This is a genomic window from Pseudobutyrivibrio sp. ACV-2, from assembly GCF_900107545.1.
Taxonomy (GTDB): domain Bacteria; phylum Bacillota; class Clostridia; order Lachnospirales; family Lachnospiraceae; genus Pseudobutyrivibrio.
Window position 1 is genome coordinate 83,818 of sequence record NZ_FNQZ01000001.1, and the last position, 20,068, is coordinate 103,885.

Annotated in this window: 21 protein-coding genes and 1 other RNA gene; 19 read left to right on the forward strand and 3 right to left on the reverse strand. The window is 39.2% G+C overall.

The window, feature by feature from the left end; genetic code table 11:
- Positions 1-83: 83 nt before the first annotated feature.
- The 11 genes from mtaB to yajC all read left to right on the forward strand — a co-directional run bounded on the left by mtaB (position 84) and on the right by yajC (position 9,820).
- Complete coding sequence (mtaB, locus tag BLV53_RS00390) at positions 84-1,409, forward strand: tRNA (N(6)-L-threonylcarbamoyladenosine(37)-C(2))-methylthiotransferase MtaB (protein WP_090295521.1); 1,326 nt, start codon at positions 84-86, stop codon at positions 1,407-1,409.
- 88 nt (positions 1,410-1,497) lie between these two features.
- Entirely contained in the window at positions 1,498-1,764 is a 267-nt protein-coding gene (locus BLV53_RS00395) for an IreB family regulatory phosphoprotein (protein WP_090295525.1), read from the forward strand.
- Complete coding sequence (ruvX, locus tag BLV53_RS00400) at positions 1,764-2,186, forward strand: Holliday junction resolvase RuvX (RefSeq protein ID WP_090295529.1); 423 nt, start codon at positions 1,764-1,766, stop codon at positions 2,184-2,186. The genes BLV53_RS00395 and ruvX overlap by 1 nt, the downstream gene beginning before the upstream one ends.
- A 1-nt stretch (position 2,187) precedes the next feature.
- Positions 2,188-2,448 carry a DUF1292 domain-containing protein gene (locus BLV53_RS00405; protein ID WP_090295532.1) on the forward strand — a complete coding sequence of 87 codons (261 nt, stop codon included), beginning with the start codon at positions 2,188-2,190 and terminating at the stop codon, positions 2,446-2,448.
- 32 nt (positions 2,449-2,480) lie between these two features.
- Positions 2,481-4,157 carry a ribonuclease J gene (locus BLV53_RS00410; protein WP_090295535.1) on the forward strand — a complete coding sequence of 559 codons (1,677 nt, stop codon included), beginning with the start codon at positions 2,481-2,483 and terminating at the stop codon, positions 4,155-4,157.
- A gap of 1 nt (position 4,158) precedes the next feature.
- Positions 4,159-4,806, forward strand: coding sequence for an O-methyltransferase (locus tag BLV53_RS00415; RefSeq protein WP_090295539.1), 648 nt, complete (start codon positions 4,159-4,161; stop codon positions 4,804-4,806).
- The gene (locus BLV53_RS00420; RefSeq protein ID WP_090295542.1) at positions 4,803-6,029 is read left to right on the forward strand and encodes a peptidase U32 family protein; all 1,227 of its coding nucleotides are present in this window, start codon (positions 4,803-4,805) and stop codon (positions 6,027-6,029) included. Before BLV53_RS00415 ends, BLV53_RS00420 begins: the two co-directional genes overlap by 4 nt.
- A 21-nt stretch (positions 6,030-6,050) precedes the next feature.
- Positions 6,051-7,103 (forward strand): lactonase family protein, encoded by a 1,053-nt coding sequence (locus BLV53_RS00425; RefSeq protein WP_090295545.1) that lies wholly within the window; start codon positions 6,051-6,053, stop codon positions 7,101-7,103.
- Between the two features lie 76 nt (positions 7,104-7,179).
- The gene (gene aroC / locus BLV53_RS00430) at positions 7,180-8,277 is read left to right on the forward strand and encodes a chorismate synthase (protein WP_090295549.1); all 1,098 of its coding nucleotides are present in this window, start codon (positions 7,180-7,182) and stop codon (positions 8,275-8,277) included.
- Positions 8,274-9,407, forward strand: a complete 1,134-nt coding sequence (gene tgt / locus BLV53_RS00435) for a tRNA guanosine(34) transglycosylase Tgt (protein ID WP_090295553.1) — start codon at positions 8,274-8,276, stop codon at positions 9,405-9,407. Before aroC ends, tgt begins: the two co-directional genes overlap by 4 nt.
- A gap of 110 nt (positions 9,408-9,517) precedes the next feature.
- Positions 9,518-9,820, forward strand: coding sequence for a preprotein translocase subunit YajC (gene yajC, locus BLV53_RS00440; RefSeq protein ID WP_090295556.1), 303 nt, complete (start codon positions 9,518-9,520; stop codon positions 9,818-9,820).
- A gap of 87 nt (positions 9,821-9,907) precedes the next feature.
- Here yajC and BLV53_RS00445 read toward each other — a convergent pair whose 3' ends face one another.
- Positions 9,908-10,762, reverse strand: a complete 855-nt coding sequence (locus tag BLV53_RS00445) for a putative ABC transporter permease (protein ID WP_090295559.1) — start codon at positions 10,760-10,762, stop codon at positions 9,908-9,910.
- A 322-nt stretch (positions 10,763-11,084) separates the two neighbouring features.
- Between BLV53_RS00445 and secG the strand changes: the two genes are divergently transcribed.
- From secG to BLV53_RS00475, 6 genes are all read left to right on the forward strand, one after another.
- On the forward strand, positions 11,085-11,327 hold the full coding sequence (gene secG / locus BLV53_RS00450) for a preprotein translocase subunit SecG (RefSeq protein ID WP_090295561.1): 243 nt from the start codon (positions 11,085-11,087) through the stop codon (positions 11,325-11,327).
- 68 nt (positions 11,328-11,395) lie between these two features.
- Positions 11,396-13,654: a ribonuclease R gene (rnr, locus tag BLV53_RS00455; RefSeq protein ID WP_090295564.1), complete on the forward strand. Its 2,259-nt coding sequence runs from the start codon at positions 11,396-11,398 to the stop codon at positions 13,652-13,654.
- A gap of 194 nt (positions 13,655-13,848) precedes the next feature.
- Positions 13,849-14,316 (forward strand): SsrA-binding protein SmpB, encoded by a 468-nt coding sequence (gene smpB / locus BLV53_RS00460; RefSeq protein ID WP_090295569.1) that lies wholly within the window; start codon positions 13,849-13,851, stop codon positions 14,314-14,316.
- Entirely contained in the window at positions 14,316-14,867 is a 552-nt protein-coding gene (locus tag BLV53_RS00465; RefSeq protein WP_330388250.1) for a Maf family protein, read from the forward strand. The genes smpB and BLV53_RS00465 overlap by 1 nt, the downstream gene beginning before the upstream one ends.
- Positions 14,868-14,874: 7 nt before the next feature.
- Positions 14,875-15,216, forward strand: a transfer-messenger RNA (tmRNA) gene (gene ssrA, locus BLV53_RS00470).
- A gap of 163 nt (positions 15,217-15,379) precedes the next feature.
- The gene (locus BLV53_RS00475) at positions 15,380-16,528 is read left to right on the forward strand and encodes a D-alanyl-D-alanine carboxypeptidase family protein (protein WP_170830715.1); all 1,149 of its coding nucleotides are present in this window, start codon (positions 15,380-15,382) and stop codon (positions 16,526-16,528) included.
- On the opposite strand, the gene BLV53_RS00480 is transcribed toward BLV53_RS00475, so the two are convergent.
- A complete protein-coding gene (locus BLV53_RS00480; protein ID WP_170830716.1) occupies positions 16,521-17,168 on the reverse strand; it encodes an HAD family hydrolase in 648 nt (215 codons plus the stop codon). The genes BLV53_RS00475 and BLV53_RS00480 overlap by 8 nt on opposite strands.
- A gap of 82 nt (positions 17,169-17,250) precedes the next feature.
- Between BLV53_RS00480 and BLV53_RS00485 the strand changes: the two genes are divergently transcribed.
- Complete coding sequence (locus tag BLV53_RS00485; RefSeq protein ID WP_090295583.1) at positions 17,251-17,778, forward strand: GNAT family N-acetyltransferase; 528 nt, start codon at positions 17,251-17,253, stop codon at positions 17,776-17,778.
- A gap of 2 nt (positions 17,779-17,780) precedes the next feature.
- Complete coding sequence (locus BLV53_RS00490; RefSeq protein WP_090295586.1) at positions 17,781-18,788, forward strand: glycoside hydrolase family 25 protein; 1,008 nt, start codon at positions 17,781-17,783, stop codon at positions 18,786-18,788.
- A 178-nt stretch (positions 18,789-18,966) separates the two neighbouring features.
- On the opposite strand, the gene BLV53_RS00495 is transcribed toward BLV53_RS00490, so the two are convergent.
- A complete protein-coding gene (locus tag BLV53_RS00495; protein ID WP_090295589.1) occupies positions 18,967-20,055 on the reverse strand; it encodes a pyridoxal phosphate-dependent aminotransferase in 1,089 nt (362 codons plus the stop codon).
- Between the last annotated feature and the right edge of the window lie 13 nt (positions 20,056-20,068).

Genomic DNA, 20,068 nt, shown 5'->3' on the forward strand with positions numbered 1-20,068 from the left:
TATATAGAATTATACTAAAACAACGACCCCTAAAAGTCAAACAAAATACCACAGTTTTTAAGAAAAAGAAAGGTTTTATATATATGAAAAAAGCGGCATTACACAACCTTGGTTGTAAGGTAAATGCATACGAAACAGAAGCAATGGAAGAGCTCCTTAAGAAGGATGGTTACACCATTGTTTCCTTTGATGATATTGCAGATGTTTATGTAATAAACACCTGCTCGGTTACGAATATTGCTGACAGAAAATCACGTCAGATGATACATAAATGTAGAAAACTAAATCCTGATGCATGCGTTGTAGCTGCCGGCTGCTATGTACAGAATTTCGGTAAAGATGAGGCAGATGAATTAGGCGCTGATATTATTTTAGGTAATAACAAAAAGAATGAGCTTGTCACCAAAGTTAGGGAGTATTTTGCAAGCCTTGACAAGACGGACGGACCTATTCTTGATTACATAGATATAAACGATGGAAATGTCGCATATGAGAATATGCATATTGAAAAGGATTCAGAGCACACTAGAGCGTTTGTAAAGGTTCAGGATGGCTGTAACCAATTCTGCAGCTACTGCATTATTCCATTTGCAAGAGGTAGAATCAGAAGCCGCGATATAAATGATGTAGTTTCAGAGGTAACAGGTCTCGCAAAAAATGGCTACAAAGAAATGGTTATCACGGGTATTCATTTGAGCTCTTATGGAAGTGGAACAGATTACACATTGGCAGATTTGCTTGAGGCTGTACAAAAAATAGATGGGGTTGAACGAATCAGACTTGGATCCTTAGAACCACAGATTATTACAGAAGATTTTGCGAAAAGAGTTTCTGTACTTGATAAGATGTGTCCACATTTTCATCTTTCCTTACAGTCAGGTTGCGATACTGTATTAAAACGCATGAACAGAAAATACACAATTGAAGAGTATACTAGAGGAGTGGAAATTCTTAGAAAGTATTTTGACAATCCAGCAATCACCACTGACATTATTGTGGGCTTCCCAGGAGAAACAGAAGAGGAATATAAAATCACAGAAGGCTATGTTAGAGAAATAGCCTTCTATGAGCTTCATGTTTTTGCATATTCAAAACGTGCAGGGACCAAGGCGGCAACAATGCCAGGACAAATCACAAATGCAGTTAAAAAGGTGAGAAGTGCAAGCCTTATTGCAACAGGAAATGAAAGTACTATTGCCTACAGAAAAGACCATATCGGCAAAAGTTTAGATGTTCTTTTTGAGGAAAAAGCGCAGATAGATGGCAATGATTACTTCATTGGTTTTTCAAAAGAATATATAAAATGCGCAATTCAATTTAATGATAATCAGGATTTGACAAATTGTATTTGCGAGGTAAAAGCTACAGGTTTAACTGCTGATGGACAGTACTTGATTGTTGAAATTTAGGCATTTGTATATTACAATGTAACTATTCAAAGGCTGTATTATTACAGGTGTTATTGTGATTAGCAATTATTAGAGACGAGAGGTTATTATGGCAGATTTAAGTAATACACAATATTTTAAGGTTCAAAAGGATAATCCTGTAGGTGTAAAGGAAGTCATCGAGCAGGTCTATAGCGCTCTTTCAGAAAAAGGCTATAATCCAGTGAATCAGATTGTGGGATACATTATGTCTGGCGATCCTACTTACATTACCAGTCATCGTAATGCCCGCAGCCTTATTATGAAAGTAGAACGTGATGAGCTCGTAGAGGAGCTTCTTAAGGAGTATATAGCTACTGAGAGCTGGAGTAAATAATGAGCAGGATTCTTGGTCTTGATTATGGTACAAAAACAGTTGGGGTCGCGATAAGTGACCCCTTACTTTTGACTGCACAAGAACTTGAAACTATAGTTCGTAAGCGCCCCAATGCCCTTCGCCACACACTTGTCCGGATTCAAGAAATATGTGACGAATACAAAGTTGAAAAAATAATTCTTGGTTACCCCCGCAACATGGATGACAGCGAGGGCTTTCGTTGTGAGGAAACCTTGGAATTCAAAAAGCTTTTAGAAAAGCGTGTAGATATACCTATAGAGCTATTAGACGAACGTCTTACCACGGTTTATGCTGACGAGATTCTAGAGGAATCTGGCGTAGCAAAAAAGGACCGCAAAAAAGTCATTGACCAGATTGCGGCAGCTATTATTTTACAGGATTATTTAGATAACAGGAGTTAATATGGATAAGATTATTTTTACTGGCGACGACGGTGAAAACATCGAGTTTTTTGTTATTGAAGAGACAGTAGTTTCAGGTAACAAATATCTACTTGTATGTGATAACGAGGATGAGGAAGAGGCTGAGGCTACCATCCTTAAAGAAATTAATGCAGATGGAGAAGAAGCGGTGTACGAGTTCGTTGAGGACGACGTGGAATTTGCTGCTGTAGCAAAATTATTTGACGAATTAGTTGGTGAAGATGCCGACATTGATTATTAAATATGATTTATATATAAATAGGAGGTTTATTTTTGAAAAAGAAAACTGAAAATAAGGCTGAAAGGCTGAAGATTATTCCACTTGGAGGTCTTGAGCAAATCGGCATGAATATTACTGCCTTTGAATATGGAGACAGTATTATTGTTGTGGATTGCGGACTTTCATTTCCTGAGGACGATATGTTGGGCGTGGATCTGGTAATTCCAGATATATCATATCTGAAGGACAATCAGGATAAGCTGAAAGGCTTTTTCATCACCCATGGTCACGAGGACCATATCGGTGCCATTCCTTATGTGTTTAAGGAGCTTAATGTTTGCCCTATTTACTCGACAAAGCTTACAAATGGCCTTATCGAGCATAAGCTTGAGGAACACAAGATGCTTACCAAGGTAAAGCGTAAGGTTGTTAAATATGGCACACACATTAATGCAGGTGAATTCAGAGTGGAGTTTATTCGCACCAATCACAGTATTCAGGATGCGGCTGCTCTTGCTATTTATTCTCCGGCAGGTATCGTTGTTCACACAGGTGACTTTAAGGTTGATTACACACCGGTTTATGGTGATCCAATCGATCTTCAGCGTCTTGGTGAAATCGGAAAGAAGGGCGTACTTGCTCTTATGTGCGACAGTACCAATGCAGAAAGACCGGGCTTTACCGCTTCCGAAAAAACAGTTGGTAAAACCATTGATTCAATTTTTGCAGATAATACAACAAGCCGTATTATCATTGCTACTTTCGCATCAAATGTTGACCGTGTTCAACAGATTATTAATTCTGCAGACAAATACGGACGCAAGGTATGCGTAGAGGGCCGTTCAATGGTAAATACCATCGATACAGCTCAAAAGCTTGGATACTTACACATCCCTGACAATACACTCATTGATATTGAGACGATGAAATCATACCCTGATGAAAAGATTGTACTTGTTACAACAGGTTCGCAGGGTGAGTCAATGGCAGCTCTTTCTAGAATGGCTAGCGGAACTCATAAAAAGGTTCAGATTAAGCCAGGTGATATGATTGTATTTTCATCTCATCCAATTCCAGGAAATGAGAAGGCTGTGTCAAATGTTATCAATGATTTAACAATGCGTGGAGCTCAGATTGTTATGCAGGATGTGCATGTTTCAGGACATGCCTGCGCAGAGGAAATCAAGCTTATCTATTCACTTGTTCGTCCTCAGTTTGCAATACCAGTTCACGGTGAATTCAAGCATCTTACAGCTCAGGCTAAAATCGCTGAATCACTTGGTTGGGATCATGACCACATCAAAATTATTCGTTCAGGTGATGTTTTAGAGCTTGGAGACAATTTCTCCAGAATAGCAGGTCATGTTCACACTGGCGCTATCATGGTTGATGGTATCGGTGTAGGTGATGTTGGTAACATCGTTCTTAGAGATAGACAGAAGCTTGCGGAGGATGGAATCATTATCGTAGTTTTAACACTTGATAGTGCCTCAGGAACAGTTCTTGCAGGACCAGATATTGTATCACGAGGCTTCGTTTACGTTAGAGATTCTGAGGATCTTATGGAAAGTGCAAGAACAGTCCTTAACGATACAATGGATGTTCTTCAGGAAAAGAATATTACTGATTGGAACAAAATCAAGGGCGATATCAGAGATAACCTTTCTGATTTTGTATGGCATGAAACACAGCGCCGACCAATGATTATTCCAATCATCATGGAAGTGTAAAATGATAGTTGATGAGAGATATACCACTTATTTGAATAGTCTTTATCCAGAGCTTAGTCCAGTGCTAAAGGAGATTCAAAAGGAGGCCATAGAGACCTATGTGCCAATAATTCGACCAGAGACCATCAATCTTTTACAGCTTCTTATAAAGATGAACCAGCCTAAAAATATACTTGAGGTTGGCGCTGCTGTTGGATTTTCTGCCAATCTTATGGCGGAGGCAGCGGGTGACGAGGTGAAAATTACTACCATAGAAAATTATCTACCTCGTATTCCTATCGCAAATGCGAATTTTAAAAGAACCGGCAGGGATGGGCAGATTACCCTTTTAGAGGGGGATGCCATGGAAATATTACCTACACTTGAAGGTCCTTTTGATTTTATTTTTATGGATGCAGCCAAAGGCCAATACATTAATTTTTGGCCTGAGGTCAAACGCCTGATAAAGGATGGCGGTGTTATAGTAACTGATAATGTGTTACAGGACGGGGATATTATAGAGTCTAGATTTGCTATAACAAGACGTAATCGAACCATTCACAAAAGAATGCGTGATTACCTATACGAATTGACTCACGATGAAGGTTTTTCTACTACGATTCTTCCATTGGGAGATGGAGTTAGTATCAGCGTGAAAGGAAAGAAATGAGAGAAACAGAATTATTAGTTCCTGCAAGCAGTCTTGAGGTTCTTAAGGTTGCTGTTATCTATGGAGCAGACGCAGTTTATATTGGAGGAGAGGTTTACGGACTTCGTGCGAAGGCAAAGAACTTCTCCAAGGAAGATATGATAGAGGGCATTAAGTTCGCTCACGATCATGGTGTTAAGGTTTATGTTACAGCAAATATTCTTGCCCACAATGGTGATTTAGAGGGCGTCAAAGAATATTTTAAGGAACTTAAGGAAATCAAGCCAGATGCTCTTATTATTGCAGACCCTGCAGTATTTATGCTTGCAAAAGAGATTTGTCCTGAGATAGAGCGTCATGTCAGCACTCAGGCCAACAATACCAACTATGGTACTTACAAGTTCTGGTATGACCTTGGTGCTACCAGAGTTGTTTCAGCAAGAGAACTTTCCCTTGCAGAAATAAAAGAAATCAGAGCGAATATTCCTGATGATTTGGAGATAGAGACTTTCATCCATGGTGCTATGTGTATTTCCTATTCAGGAAGATGCCTGCTTTCAAACTACTTTACAGGCAGAGATGCAAACCATGGCGAATGCACACATCCTTGTCGTTGGAAGTACGCTGTAGTCGAAGAACAGCGTCCAGGCGAATATCTTCCTGTAGAGGAAAACGAGAGAGGAACCTATATCTTCAATTCTAAGGACCTTTGCATGATAGAGCATGTTCCTGATTTACTTGCATCAGGTATCGACAGTTTCAAAATAGAAGGCCGTATGAAGACAGCTTTGTATGTAGCTACTGTAGCACGTACATATCGCAAGGCTATTGATGATTGCATGGAATCAGAGGAAAAGTACCTTGCAAATCTTGACTGGTACAAGGAACAGATTGCGGCATGTACATATCGTCAGTTCACAACAGGCTTCTTCTATGGAAAGCCATCTGAGGAATCTCAGATTTATGATAACAATACCTACAATATCGGATATACGTATTTGGGAATTTGCGGAGCCCCAGATGCAGAAGGCTTTGTAGAAATTGAGCAGAGAAATAAATTTTCAGTAGGGGAAACTATTGAAATTATGAAGCCAAACGGAGATAATGTAGAGGTAGAAGTCTTAGGAATCAAGGATGAAGATGGAAACTCTATGGAGAGCTGTCCACATCCAAAGCAAAAGTTATTTATCAAGCTTGCAGTTACACCAGACGAGTTTGATCTCTTAAGACGTAAAGAGGCATAGGTTTTATACAAGGAGAATACAATGGCAGAAAAATATGTTGCTTATGTTGGTACCTACACACATGAAACTAGCGTGGGTATTTATGTTTATGATGTTAATCCTGATACAGGAGTTCTTACAGAGCAGAGCGTTGCTCCAATCAACAATCCATCAGATATTATCAATTCAAAGGACAACAGATTCCTTTATTCAATTGCTGATGAAGGTGTTGCATCCTTCAAGATTCTTGAAAATGGTGACCTTGAAAAGATGAATCAGGAATGGATAGGTGGCATGCGTGGTTGCAATCTCTGTGTTGATTCAAAGAATAGATATTTATTTGTTGCTGGCTATCATGATGGAAGAGTTTCAATGATGAGACTCAACGAAGATGGAACTATTGGCGGTATTGCTGATGGTATTTTCCATCAGGGTATTGGTAAGTCTGTTGCAGATAGACCTTTATACCCACACTGTACATGTGTTGAACTTACTCCAGATGAGCGTTATCTTTGCGCTGTTGAGAATGGTCTTCACCAGATAAAGATTTATGAGATAGATTATTCGGCAGGTAAGCTTCGCCTTGCTGATATCATCAGATGTCCTATGGGCTCAGCTCCACTTAAGATGAAGTTCTCTCCAGACGGAAAATATGCATACGTTATCACAGAAATGTCTAACGAAATCCTTGTATATGATTATCATATTATTGGTGACCGTCCTGATTTTGAAAACATTCAGTCTGTATCACTTCTTGTAGGTGTTGATGAGGAAATCTCTACAGGAACAAATGTTAAATTTGGCGAGGACATGGAATTCCTGTATGCCAGCGTAGATGGACTTAATGCTGTCTGCATGTACAAGAGAAATGTAAAGACAGGTAAAATCGAGTATTTTTCACACAGCTTTATTAGTGGAGATTATCCAAAGAGCTTTGCTATTTTACCAAAGGATAAATATTTTGTATCTCTTAATCACGACACAAACGAGATCAGAAGCTTTACAATTGATAAAACTGCTGGACACTCACTCATGCAGAATAAACCAATCAAGATTGCAAAGCCAAACAGCATTGTGGTAGTAAAGGTTAAATAGATTTTTAAGGGGGCTGTTTAACACAGTCCCTTTCGTTTTATTAAGGCTAAATGTTTTGTGCTAGAAGGAGGATAAGATGGCAGGTTCAACTTTTGGAAATCATATTTCTGTTACTACATGGGGAGAATCCCATGGTGAGGCTTTAGGTGTTGTGATTGATGGATTCCCGGCAGGGCTTAAGCTTTGCGCTGAGGATATTCAGCTTTATCTTAATAGACGAAAACCAGGACAATCAAAATTTACCACAGCAAGAGCAGAGGGTGATGAAGTTGAAATTCTGTCAGGCGTGTTTGAAGGTCATACTACGGGCACTCCTATTTCTCTTATGGTAAGAAACAAGGACCAGCACTCCAAGGATTATGGAAGTATTGCTACGGCATTTAGACCAGGTCATGCTGACTATGGTTTCTACGAAAAATATGGTCGCAGAGATTATAGAGGCGGTGGTCGTTCTTCTGGACGCGAGACTATAGGAAGGGTCGCTGCCGGTGCAATCTGTGCAAAGCTTTTAAAAGAGCTGGGTATCGAAGTATTCGCATATACGAAGTCAATTGGGGATGTAAAAATATCTGAATTTGAACTTGGTGAAAGAGATTTAAATCCTCTAGCTATGCCTGATGCTGATGCTGCAGGAAAGGCCGCAGAGTATCTTGAAGCTTGTATGCAAAGCAATGACAGTGCAGGTGGTATCATAGAATGCGTTATTACAGGAGTCCCTGCTGGTGTTGGAGATCCAGTATTTGAAAAGCTTGATGCAAAGCTGGCACAGGCTCTTGTTTCTATAGGCTCAGTCAAGGGTGTTGAGATTGGTGATGGTTTTGCTGTTTCAAAAACCTGTGGAAGCATCAATAATGATTCTTTTGAACTTGATGATGAAGGAAATGTTGTTAAGGCTACAAATCATAGCGGCGGTATTTTAGGCGGCATTTCTGATGGTGATGACATTATTGTAAGAGCTGCTATCAAGCCTACACCATCTATTTCAAGACTTCAGCATACCGTTAATGAGGCTGGAGAAGAGCTCGATATTGAAATCCATGGTCGTCATGACCCGGTTATTGTCCCAAGAGCTGTTGTGGTAGTTGAATGCATGTGTGCTATTGCTGTTTGCGATGCGATGCTTGGCCACATGACAGATCAAGTTGATTATATTAAGGAGTTTTATAAAAATTGAAGTACGAGTTATTAAAAACTGAGGGAAAGGCTAAAAGAGGAAGATTTCACACTGTTCATGGCACCATTGAAACACCGGTTTTCATGAATGTTGGTACAGTTGCAGCTATTAAGGGTGCAGTTTCCACTGATGATTTACGTGAAATCAAATGTCAGGTGGAGCTTTCCAATACATATCATCTTCATGTTAGAACAGGAGACAAGCTTATTAAAGAGCTGGGAGGCTTACATAAGTTTATGGCTTGGGATAGACCAATCCTTACTGATTCTGGCGGATTCCAGGTTTTCTCCCTTGCGGGTATTCGCAAAATTAAAGAAGAAGGTGTAACCTTCAATTCTCATATTGATGGACGAAAGATTTTTATGGGACCAGAGGAATCAATGCAGATTCAGTCAAATCTGGGCTCTACTATTGCAATGGCTTTTGATGAGTGCCCACCAGCCCTTGCAGAACGTAAATACGTAGAGGATTCTGTTGCTAGAACCACTCGCTGGCTCTATCGTTGCAAGGAAGAGATGGATAGACTTAATAGCCTTCCAGATACAATCAACAAGGAGCAGCTTTTATTTGGTATCAATCAGGGGGCGGTTTACAACGATATTCGTATAGAACATGCTAAAAGAATTTCGGAGCTTGACTTACCTGGCTATGCCGTAGGTGGCCTTGCTGTAGGTGAAAGTCATGAGCAGATGTATGATGTTCTTGACCATGTAGTTCCATACCTTCCACAGAACAAACCAACATACCTTATGGGCGTTGGTACACCAGCCAATATTTTAGAGGCTGTTGAACGAGGAGTAGATTTCTTTGACTGCGTATATCCTAGCCGTAATGGCCGTCACGGTCATGTTTACACTAATCATGGCAAGCTTAATCTTTTCAATCAAAAGTTTGAAAAGGATATGAGACCTATAGAGGAGGGATGTGGTTGTCCAACCTGCCGTACCTATTCAAGAGCCTATGTGAGACATTTATTAAAGGCAAAGGAAATGCTTGGTATGCGTCTTTGCGTATTACATAATCTATATTTCTACAATACAATGATGGAAGAAATCAGAAATTCATTAGATGCAGGTGAATTTGCTTCATATAAGGCCAGAAAGCTTGCTACAATGGAAGCAGGAGAGTAATAGTCTTAAAATTTTATTAAATAGTGGTTTTTTCTTGCCTAATATTAATTCTTTAGGTAGAATAAAACACAGTGAGTAGGCGGTAGCCTAAATTTAGGAGGAATAAGTTAATGAACAGTTCAATCAGCTTAATTATTTGGGTAGTAGTACTTTTTGTAATGATGTACTTCCTTATGATTCGCCCACAGCAGAAGGAGCAGCGTGAAAAGACAGCTATGATGTCTTCTCTTGCAATTGGTGATACAGTTCTTACTACTAGCGGTTTTTACGGTGTTATTATTGCTATCCAGGAGGATACAGTTATTGTTGAGTTCGGAAGCAACAAGAACTGCCGTATCCCAATGACAAAAAACGCAATCGCACAGGTAGAAAAGCCTGAAGATGCTGTAAAGACAGAAGAAAAAGCAAAGTAAATTATATGTAAAAAGCTCTCCATGATGTGGAGAGCTTTTTTCTAGTGGCTTTAAAAATTTATCATGTTGTGAATGCCAAATTATTCTTTAATCTTTATGTTTCTTTCTTAAAATAGAAGAGCCCTTATCTAACAAGGCCTTAGTAGAAGCCACTGGATGAGTAAATTTGGCGATATGTCTAAACTGTCCTCGCTGAGTTTCAGTGGCATTTAATATCCATTGTTTGACAGCTTCTGTAGATAGCTGTTCTTTCATTTCCGAAATCTTTTCTGCTGTTAATTCTTTTTTTACAAAGGCTGCTTCCTTGCGACCGTTTACCCTTTCGATTCTAGCAACCTTTGCATCTACTCTGTTGGCTTGCCAGATTTCCACTCGCTCAGCCATTTGCTTGTTAATCTGATCATTGATTCGTTCAAATTCCTTGGCAAAGCTGGTGAGAGCTGAGACTGTAAGGGCAATATCCATTCCCAGTAAAAACATGAAAATCAATGCAAATAATTCGATTAGAACACCTGGGATATAGGAAATCCCTTCAATTACTGGTGGGACGATTATCTGAGTAACAATAATCCCAGCAAACCCAAAACATACGGTAAATACCAGACAAACTCTGCCGTTAATATTTAGTGGGAAATCTGAATAATCCCACCATCTGGCATGGAATTTTTTCTCTAGAGCATATGAAGTGCCATATTCAAGGAAAAATGAACCGATTGAGCAACCTAAGAATATAGTAAGATAGGAGTCACCCCATCCGAAGGGCAAATCAACAAAGAGGATTTGGGCCAATGTGGCACCAACACCATAGAGGGGAATGCATGGACCATATAGAAAGCCTCTGTTTTCCCATGCTTTTTCGTGAATTGTGCAATAGCAAGTCTCATATATCCAGCCTAAGAAGCTATAGATTATGAAATAGACAAAATACCTACATAAAATCATACATCATATCCTCCCACAATTAACCTCTAGTATAAAAGAACTGAGTCGAAATTTAAAGGCTTATTAGTTCATAGTTTTTTACGATTATTGTTGTACTATAAGCATATTTACAGGCGGGTTTTTATAGGTGGTGGTTTTTTATGTTCCATTTGATTAAATGATAATGCAAATCAAAAATAGAAAAAATGTGGATGGAACAATGCTTGCCGGAATGAATTTTGACGCTGGAGTATAAAGTGGTGTTAAAGGCTTGAAAACAAGCGTTTCCTATGCTATACTTCGATTGTTGCGAAAAAACGTGACTTACTTTTAGGAGGAAAATATGCAAGCATTAAAATATGTTCTAATAGTATTATTAATTGTCATTTGTGTGGCACTTACAGTTATCATTCTTTTCCAGGAGGGCAAGCAGAACGGACTCGGTTCTCTTTCAGGACAGCAGTTCGATTCATATTGGAGCCGTAATAAGGGTCGCTCACGTGAGGGCTTATTGGTTAAGCTTACTAGCGTATGCGTTATCCTTTTCTTCATACTTTCAGCTGTTCTCAACATTGGAAGCTTCTAAGATAGCTTTTTAGACGCCACCCTTTATGGGTGGCTTTTCGTATTTATTGGATTAACTTTAGGAGGACTATGAAAGATTTCGATAAACAAAGACATTTCTTAATGGATGTTTTTAAAAGTCCAGCTTACATCCCTATGAAGAAAAAGGAATTAGAAATTCTTCTGGATGTAGAAAAGGATAAAAGAACAGAATTCGGCGAGGTTTTACAGGAGCTTGTTGAAGAGGGACAGATAGAAATAACCAAACGAGGCAAATATCAGATAGCTGAGGACAGATCTAAATTCATCAAAACTAAAGACCATCGCTCGAAAAAGCCAACTAAGGCTGAAACGGCTGCTAAAAAGCAATCATTAAATGAAGTAGCCAAAAGGGCTAATAAGCCCGCTAAAAGGGAAGAGGAGCCTGATATTATAGGCAGGTTTATCTCCCACAAGGACGGCTTTGGATTCATAGAAGTAGAAGGCCAGGAAGAGGATTATTTCGTTAGCAGGGATAACACCGGCTTTGCTATGCAGGATGATATAGTTGGGGCAGTTCTCACTTTTGGCGCCCCTGGCAAACGCCAGGAGGCCAGAGTTGTACGCATTATTACCCATGGCTTTTCTGATGTGGTAGGCACCTTTGAAAGTAGTGGTACCTTTGGTTTTGTCGTTGCAGACAGTCAAAAGATGCTACGTGATGTGTTTGTTCCAGCAGGCAAGGATATGGGGGCTGTCACAGGTCACAAGGTTGTATGTCATATAGATGATTACGGTGATGACAGTCATAAACCAGAAGGCCATATCACTGAAATATTAGGTCATAAAAATGACCCGGGTGTAGATATACTATCTATTGTCAGAGCCTTTGGTATACCTACAGAGTTCCCAGATAAAGTGATTAAGCAGGCCTCTACTGTGGCTAAGCCAGTGTCTGAGGCAGACATGGCTGGCAGACAGGATTTAAGAGATTTATGTGTGGTTACAATAGACGGAGAAGACACCAAGGATATCGACGATGGTGTATCTCTTGTCATAGATGGGGACAACTATGTACTTGGAGTTCACATAGCAGATGTTACCAATTACGTTCAGGAATCATCAGCCCTTGATGTAGAGGCTTTAAAGCGTGGCACAAGTGTATATCTTGCAGATAGAGTAATTCCAATGCTACCACACACATTGTCTAATGGAATGTGCTCTTTAAACGAAGGCGAGGATAGACTTGCTCTTTCATGTATCATGACATTTAATAAAAAGGGTGAGCTTATTGATCATGATATATGTGAATCTGTTATTCACTCAAATCACCGTATGACCTACACCAGCGTTTACGCCATTGTGACAGGCGATGAGGAAGAACGAAATAAATATTCTGATGTAGCTTTTATGATAGATAAAATGTATGAACTCTCGAAAATCCTTCGTGCCAGAAGAAAAAGAAGAGGTTCTATAGATTTTGATTTTCCTGAAACGCATATCATCATTAATGAAGAAGATGGAAAAGTTGTAGGACTTGCACCTTATGAGCGCAATGATGCACATAAAATAATAGAGGATTTCATGCTGGCAGCTAATGAGACAGTAGCAGAGCATTTCTGTTTGATGGAGTCTCCATTTGTATATCGTGTACATGGTGCTCCAGACCCTGAAAAAATGCAGGGGCTTGCCAGATTCCTTGGGGCATGTGGCTATTCCTTCAAGGGCAAGACAGATTCAGTAAAGCCCAAAGAAATCCAAAAGATGTTAGATGCACTATCAGGTCATGAGGATGAAGCGGTTATCACTAAGATGACACTACGTAGTATGCAACAGGCCAAATATGACACAGATTGCAAGGGACATTTTGGTCTTGCGGCCCAGTATTATTGTCATTTTACATCACCTATCCGTCGCTACCCTGATTTACAGATTCATAGAATTATAAAGGATCATATACGCGGCCGAATGAATGAACGAAAATATTCTCACTATGAGTCTATTCTTCCACAGGTTGCACTGGAAACCAGCAAATTAGAGCGTAGGGCAGAAGACTGCGAACGTGAAGTGGATAAGCTTAAGATGGTTCAGTTCATGAAGGAATATATAGGCCAGCAGTTTGAAGGACGCATTTCATCGATCACTGGCTGGGGTATGTACGTCGAGCTTGAAAACACTGTAGAAGGCTTAGTGCATGTATCCACCCTCTACGATGACCACTATGATTTTGTAGAAGAAAATCTTACACTGGTAGGAGAACGCACAGGCCGTACATTCAAACTAGGTCAACCCGTCACCGTAATCCTAGATTCCGTAGACGAACAAGCCCGCACCATAGACTTCATCCTAGAAGAATTCCAGCGTTTTTAAACGAAAGCGTGGGTATGCATTAGGGCTACATTGATACAGCTTATTAAATATATTCAACTAGGAATTTAGATGAGCTTGTAGGTAACAAGGCTTGGGTTTCATAAGCGAAGCATTCTAAGCTGAGCGTTGAGACCCAAGACTTGTTGCCGTAACAAGCGGACTATGTTAAGAAATATATACTTGGAGAAGACATAATGAATAAAGAAGGCAGAAAGTTAATTGCAAATAATAAAAAGGCATACCACGAATATTTCATGGAGGAAGAATACGAAGCAGGCATCGAATTACATGGCACTGAAGTAAAGTCCATGCGCTTAGGCCAATGCTCCATAAAGGAAGCGTTTGTAAGAATTGACAATGGCGAAATGTTTATTTATCAAATGCATGTAAATCCATATGAAAAAGGAAACATTTTCAATAGAGATCCACTTCGTCCAAGAAAGCTTTTGCTTCACAAATCGGAGATAAATCGTCTGCTAAGCAAGATAAAGGAAAGTGGTTATACTATGGTGCCGCTGGAGGTTTATCTTAATAATGGGCTAGTGAAAGTAAAAATCGCCTTGGCGAAAGGTAAAAAACTCTATGATAAGCGTGCTGATATTCAAAAGAAGGATATGAAGCGTGAGGCACAGAGAGATTTCAAGATAAGGAATTTAGGATAATGAATATAGTACTTGCATCAGGTTCACCTAGAAGACGTGAACTTTTGACACAGGCTGGAATAGAATATACAGTTGATCCAGCGGACATTGAGGAAGTAACAACAGAAACACTTCCAGCAAAGGTAGTAGAAGATTTAAGTAGACAAAAAGCACTTGCGGTATGGAAAAAGCATCAGGGAAAGAAGGTTTTAGCCGCTGATACAGTTGTTGCATTTGATGATAAAATACTAGGTAAACCAGCAGATGAAGAGGATGCTTTTAGGATGCTCACAGAGTTATCAGGTAGAATCCATCAGGTATATACAGGCGTAACTATAGTAGATGAAGCTGGAAATATTAATACATTTTCAGAATGCACAGAGGTTACAATGTATGATAACTCTGAAGAATCTATAAGAGCCTACATTGCATCAAAAGAGCCAATGGATAAAGCTGGAGCTTATGGCATTCAGGGCTTGGGAGCAGTATTGGTTGAAAAAATCAATGGAGACTACAATAATGTAGTGGGATTGCCTCTTGCCAGAGTTTATCGAGTGCTTTATAATGAATAAGTCTCTTGGGCTAGTCATGGTTTCGACAGGGGTCATGCAGCGGAAGAAGCGAGTCCCACGGCGATGGGTTAAATGGCCAAACTTAAAATTAAACGCTAACGATAATTTAGCATACGCTGCCTAGTTGCGGCAGTCTGACCTAGGGCACCTACACCTTAGGACCCAGACTTCGACTTTGTAGGAAACGACGCTATCAAAGCTTTGAGATAGTGGGCGTATCATGAAGCTACTAAAGCATGCAGCCTGTTTGTGGGCGTCATGTGGAGGGAATGTAAAACTACAAACTACACTCGTAGAAGGGCCGGGAATTGGCTTTTGGACACGGGTTCGACTCCCGTCTAGTCCACTTTCTAAAAATCTTAAGTAAAAATTTACTTGAGATTTTTTTTTGCAATAAATTATGATAATTTAAGGCTTTTTAGGATTATAATACACAGTTGAATGCCTGTTCGGATTGAATGAGTATAGGCTGAATGTTACAATTTATAACATCTATTTGTGGAGAGGATGCTATGGAAAAAAATTCAAAGAAATTTATGACAAGTGAGGAACGTATAGCTTACAGACGTCATAAAAGACGTATGAGAAGAATTCAGGTCTATTGTGAATTGGCATTAATAGCCCTGGTGGTTATTGTAAGTATTACCCTTGCTGTTACACATATCGGTGGCAATAAAAAAAAGGTAAAGGTAGAGGCTGAAGAAAAGCAGGAGCTTTCAGTAGGTGCAGAAAAGGAATCCGAAAAAGAGAAACAATCTGGCTTAAAGGTTTCTAATGATTCTGTTGATAAAAAAGTTGAAGCTACCGAAAACACTGAAATTGAAGAAGAACCAGTGGCCACTGGAGGGATATATTCTGCTAAGGATACTGATAAGACAGTTGAAATCGGTGGAGATATTGTTAGTCAGTATGGCATTTTAATTAACAATAAAACAAAAGAAATTGTTGCTAGGAGAAATGCCACAGAAAAAATAGTACCAGCATCGATGACAAAGGTTATGACGGTACTCGTAGCTGCAAACAATATTAAGCCTGAACAGCTCGATGAAAAAATCACCATGAGTCATGAGGCTATTGATTATTCTTATGCTGGCGGTGGTTCTACCTCTGGTTTTGTTGAAGATGAAGAGGTTACAGTACGAGATTTATTCTATGGAACTATTTTGCCATCTGGTGGTGATGCGGCAGCGCAACTTGCCATGTATGTGGCTGGTGACATCGATAGCTTTGTGAAGCTTATGAATGACCAGGCTGCATCTCTTGGTATCAGCGGCACCACTCACTTTACAAATCCGGTAGGATTCCATAGCAGTGAGCATTACAGCACACCATATGATATAGCGATTATCATGATGGCAGCTTTAGACAATGAAATTTGCAAAGAGGTCGTAACCACGAAGGTATATAATTCTACTGCAACTAATGTAAATCCAGAGGGAATTACTATTTCAAACTGGTTTTTACGTCGAATAGAAGACAAGGAATTTGGCGGCAATATTGAAGGTGCCAAGACAGGATACGTAGATGAATCTGGAAGCTGCGCAGTCAGCTCCATGGTAACAGAAAGCGGCACAGAATATATTTGCTGTACCGCTAAATCATCTTCATCATGGCGTTGTATATACGACCATGTAGATATTTATAAAAATTACGCTAAATAAAATTCAATATTTTCTCAAAGGAGTCTATGTAAGCTATAGGGGAAAAGCTCTTAAGGTCTTCCATATCTCTAAAACCATAGGTGCATAGCACATAATCCAGACCTGCGTTTTCGCCAGTGGCAGCATCCACATCTGAATCGCCTACATAGAGGACTTTGGATTTATCCGTGACTCCAAGCTTTTTTAGAGCAATTTCAATAGGTTCTGGATCAGGCTTGCGCTTATGTTTCCCATCATCACCTACAACGATTGTGATATGGGGAGCAAAAAAATCGTTAATCAAAGAATCACTGGCCGTCTGCCCTTTATTGGTTACGATGGCCATTTTTACGCCCTTTTCAGCAAGTTCTTCTGTTGTTTCGATTACGCCATCATATGGCTTTGTCTTAATCAAATTATGGCAGTTGTAATATTCTATAAATTCTTTTAAAAACTCTTCAAAATGTTCATAAGCAGCGTCCTCAGGAAGCGCACGCTCAACCAATTTTCTAAGACCATTTCCTACAAATCGGCGAACATCATCTATTGTATGTGGTTCAAATCCGTATTTGATAAGCATGTAGTTGATGCTATCGGCCAAGTCTTCAAGGGTATAAAGTAATGTACCATCTAAATCAAAAAGTATTGTATTGTATTTCATTTTTTCTGTCCTTTCAAAATCGGTTCCAATTATACTCGGTTTTGGGTATAATGTCATTATTAGTTTTAAAAGAGGAAGAATAATGAATTATTATATTAGAGAAGCAGAAATTACTGACGCAAAAGCTATACATGATATTTATGGCTATTATGCGTCTAATACATATATTACTTTTACAGAAATCAATCCTTCAGTAGAAGAATATCAGGAAAATATCGTAAATACGAAGAAGCATTATCCATACATTGTTTTATGTGATGAAAATGATACTGTCCTTGGGATGGCCTATGCGGACCAGATTAGACATCATGATGCATATCGATTTTCAGTTGAGAGTACTATTTATCTTTCCCATGATGCACCAAAGCAGGCAGGGCTTGGCACAATGCTTTATAAAGCCTTAGAGGAAAGATTATCTGCAATAGGATACAAATTCATGTATGGTGTTATCACAGATGATAATGAGGCTAGCATCAGGCTTCATCAATCCCTTGGCTTTAGTGAGGTTGGCCATTTTACAGATATAGGGTACAAATTTAACAATTGGAAAGGAATAGTGTGGTATCGCAAGAAGATAGGTAGTCTTGATGATATGACACTTAATATATAATTATGAAAAAGTTTATTAGATATTTTTTGATATCTATAGTTTCTGTCGTTCTCACACTTATAGTAGTGGCGGGAATCTATGTAGTAGTAGACACTAAAAATAAAATAGAAGAAGTTCAGGTTGAAGACGGTCAGACATATTCCAGCGAGGAAGTGGAGAAGCTCGTAGATGAGGCTAAAGAAGAAGGTCGTGTATCGGTTCTTCAATCTATTAGGGAATCACTTGAAAACGGAAATACGATAATTTCTGTTCTGAAATCATTTTATCCTGATTATATAGTGGTTGCTGCAAATGCCAAATACAACTTTGTTCCAATAAACGAATCATTATCAAAAAATGATTTTAACATCGATAATTTAATAGTAGACTCCGAAAATGGAAGATACAGTTATGTGGAAGATGGTTCCACTGTGTCTAAATTCGGAATAGACGTATCTTCGCACCAGGGGGATATAGATTGGGAAGCTGTAAAGGCTGATGGCGTTGAATTTGCTTTTATAAGAGCTGTATATCGAGGCTATGGCACTGGAAAGCTTGTAGTAGATGAAAAATGCATTGAAAATATAGAGGGCGCTCAGGCTGCTGGAATAGATGTGGGCGTATATGTATTCTCTCAGGCTATCAATCAGGCCGAGGTACTTGAAGAGGCAGGCACTGTTCTTGATATGCTTGATGGATATGAGCTGCAGTTGCCTATCGTTTTTGATGTGGAAAAAGTCTCAGACAGCGAAGCAAGAACTCATGCGTTGACTGTAGAAGAACGTACAAATCTTACCATTGCATTTTTAAATGCAGTTGAAAGTGCCGGCTTCGAACCGATGGTGTACCACAATACAGAAATGGGAGCAATGCTCCTGGATCTTACAAAACTTACTGAGTACAAAAAATGGTTCGCGGGCTACAACAAAGAATTCTACTGGCCATACGAATATAACATTTGGCAATATTCCGAATCCGGACGCGTTAATGGAATTAAGGGCAATGTAGACCTTGATCTGTGGTTACAGTAAAAATATTAAAATGGAATAAAGCATAATAAACCTAAATAAAAACACTTGCGTAGATCTTAGCTTTTTCAATGAGTATAGGCTTGACCGATATTGAAAAAGGTTAGATATACGCAAGTGTTTTTTCATAGCCTTGGTTGCTTTATTCCAAAAGTCTGTGTTGCTTTATTCTGCCATGGTTCTAATCGAGTAACGTTTCAACGAGACGATTGTTGTCCTCTGGATTCATGAAACAAAAGCGAATGTAGTTTTCTCCTAAATATGGGAAGGTAGAGCAGTCGCGAATCATGAGTCCTTTTTTTATGCATCGATCAAAGAGCATCTGGCTTGTGATACCATCTTCAAGGATTTGGAGTAGCATGAAGTTACCCTGTGGTCTATAAGGCTTGAAACGGGATGATTCTTCAAAAATCTTGAAAAGTCGATCACGCTCAGACTTAATTAAATCCTTAGTTTTTTGAATGTACTCGGTATCCTTAAACATGAGATTGCCCGCTACAACTGCGATGGAATTAATGGTCCAAGGGTCTTTTCTTTGATTTACCTTTTGCATTAAATCGCTGTTTGAACAGATGGCATATCCAAGGCGAAGTCCAGGGGCTGCGAAAAATTTTGATGTACCACGTAAAATCGCTATATTTCCATAGGTTCTTGTAAGATTAACTGATGAAATCTTATCGATGCTTTCTGCAAATTCAACGTAGGTCTCATCCACCATTACGAAAATGTCACATTCTTTGCAGGCGTCTAAAATAAGGCGCATGTCTTTATTTTCGATGGCTGTTCCGGTAGGATTATTTGGATTACAGATTACAAGCATATCTATATCTTCTGATAATTTACTGATAAAATGCTTTGGATCAAGGACAAATTCATTTTCTTCCTTGAGAGGATAATAGATAGTTTTGCCACCGCCTAAAGCGATTTCTCGCTCGTATTCAGAATATGTAGGTCCCAAAATCATAGCTTTTTTAGGCTGCAATATCTGGATGAATAGAGAAATAAGTTCAGTTGAGCCATTTCCGACTATAATATTTTCAAGCTCGGTATTACAGTACTTAGCAATGCTATTTCTGAGCTCTACGTAATCTCTGTCAGGATAAGTTGTGATACAATCTATGTGTTTTGCAATTCCATCCCTGAGAAGAGGAGAGATGCCAAGCGGATTAACATTGGCAGAAAAGCTTGTGATGTCTTCCTTTTTGATGCCGTATATTTTCTCTATTTTTTCAAGGTCACTGCCGTGAAAATGGTCTTTATGTTTAATCATTTCAGGTCTCCTT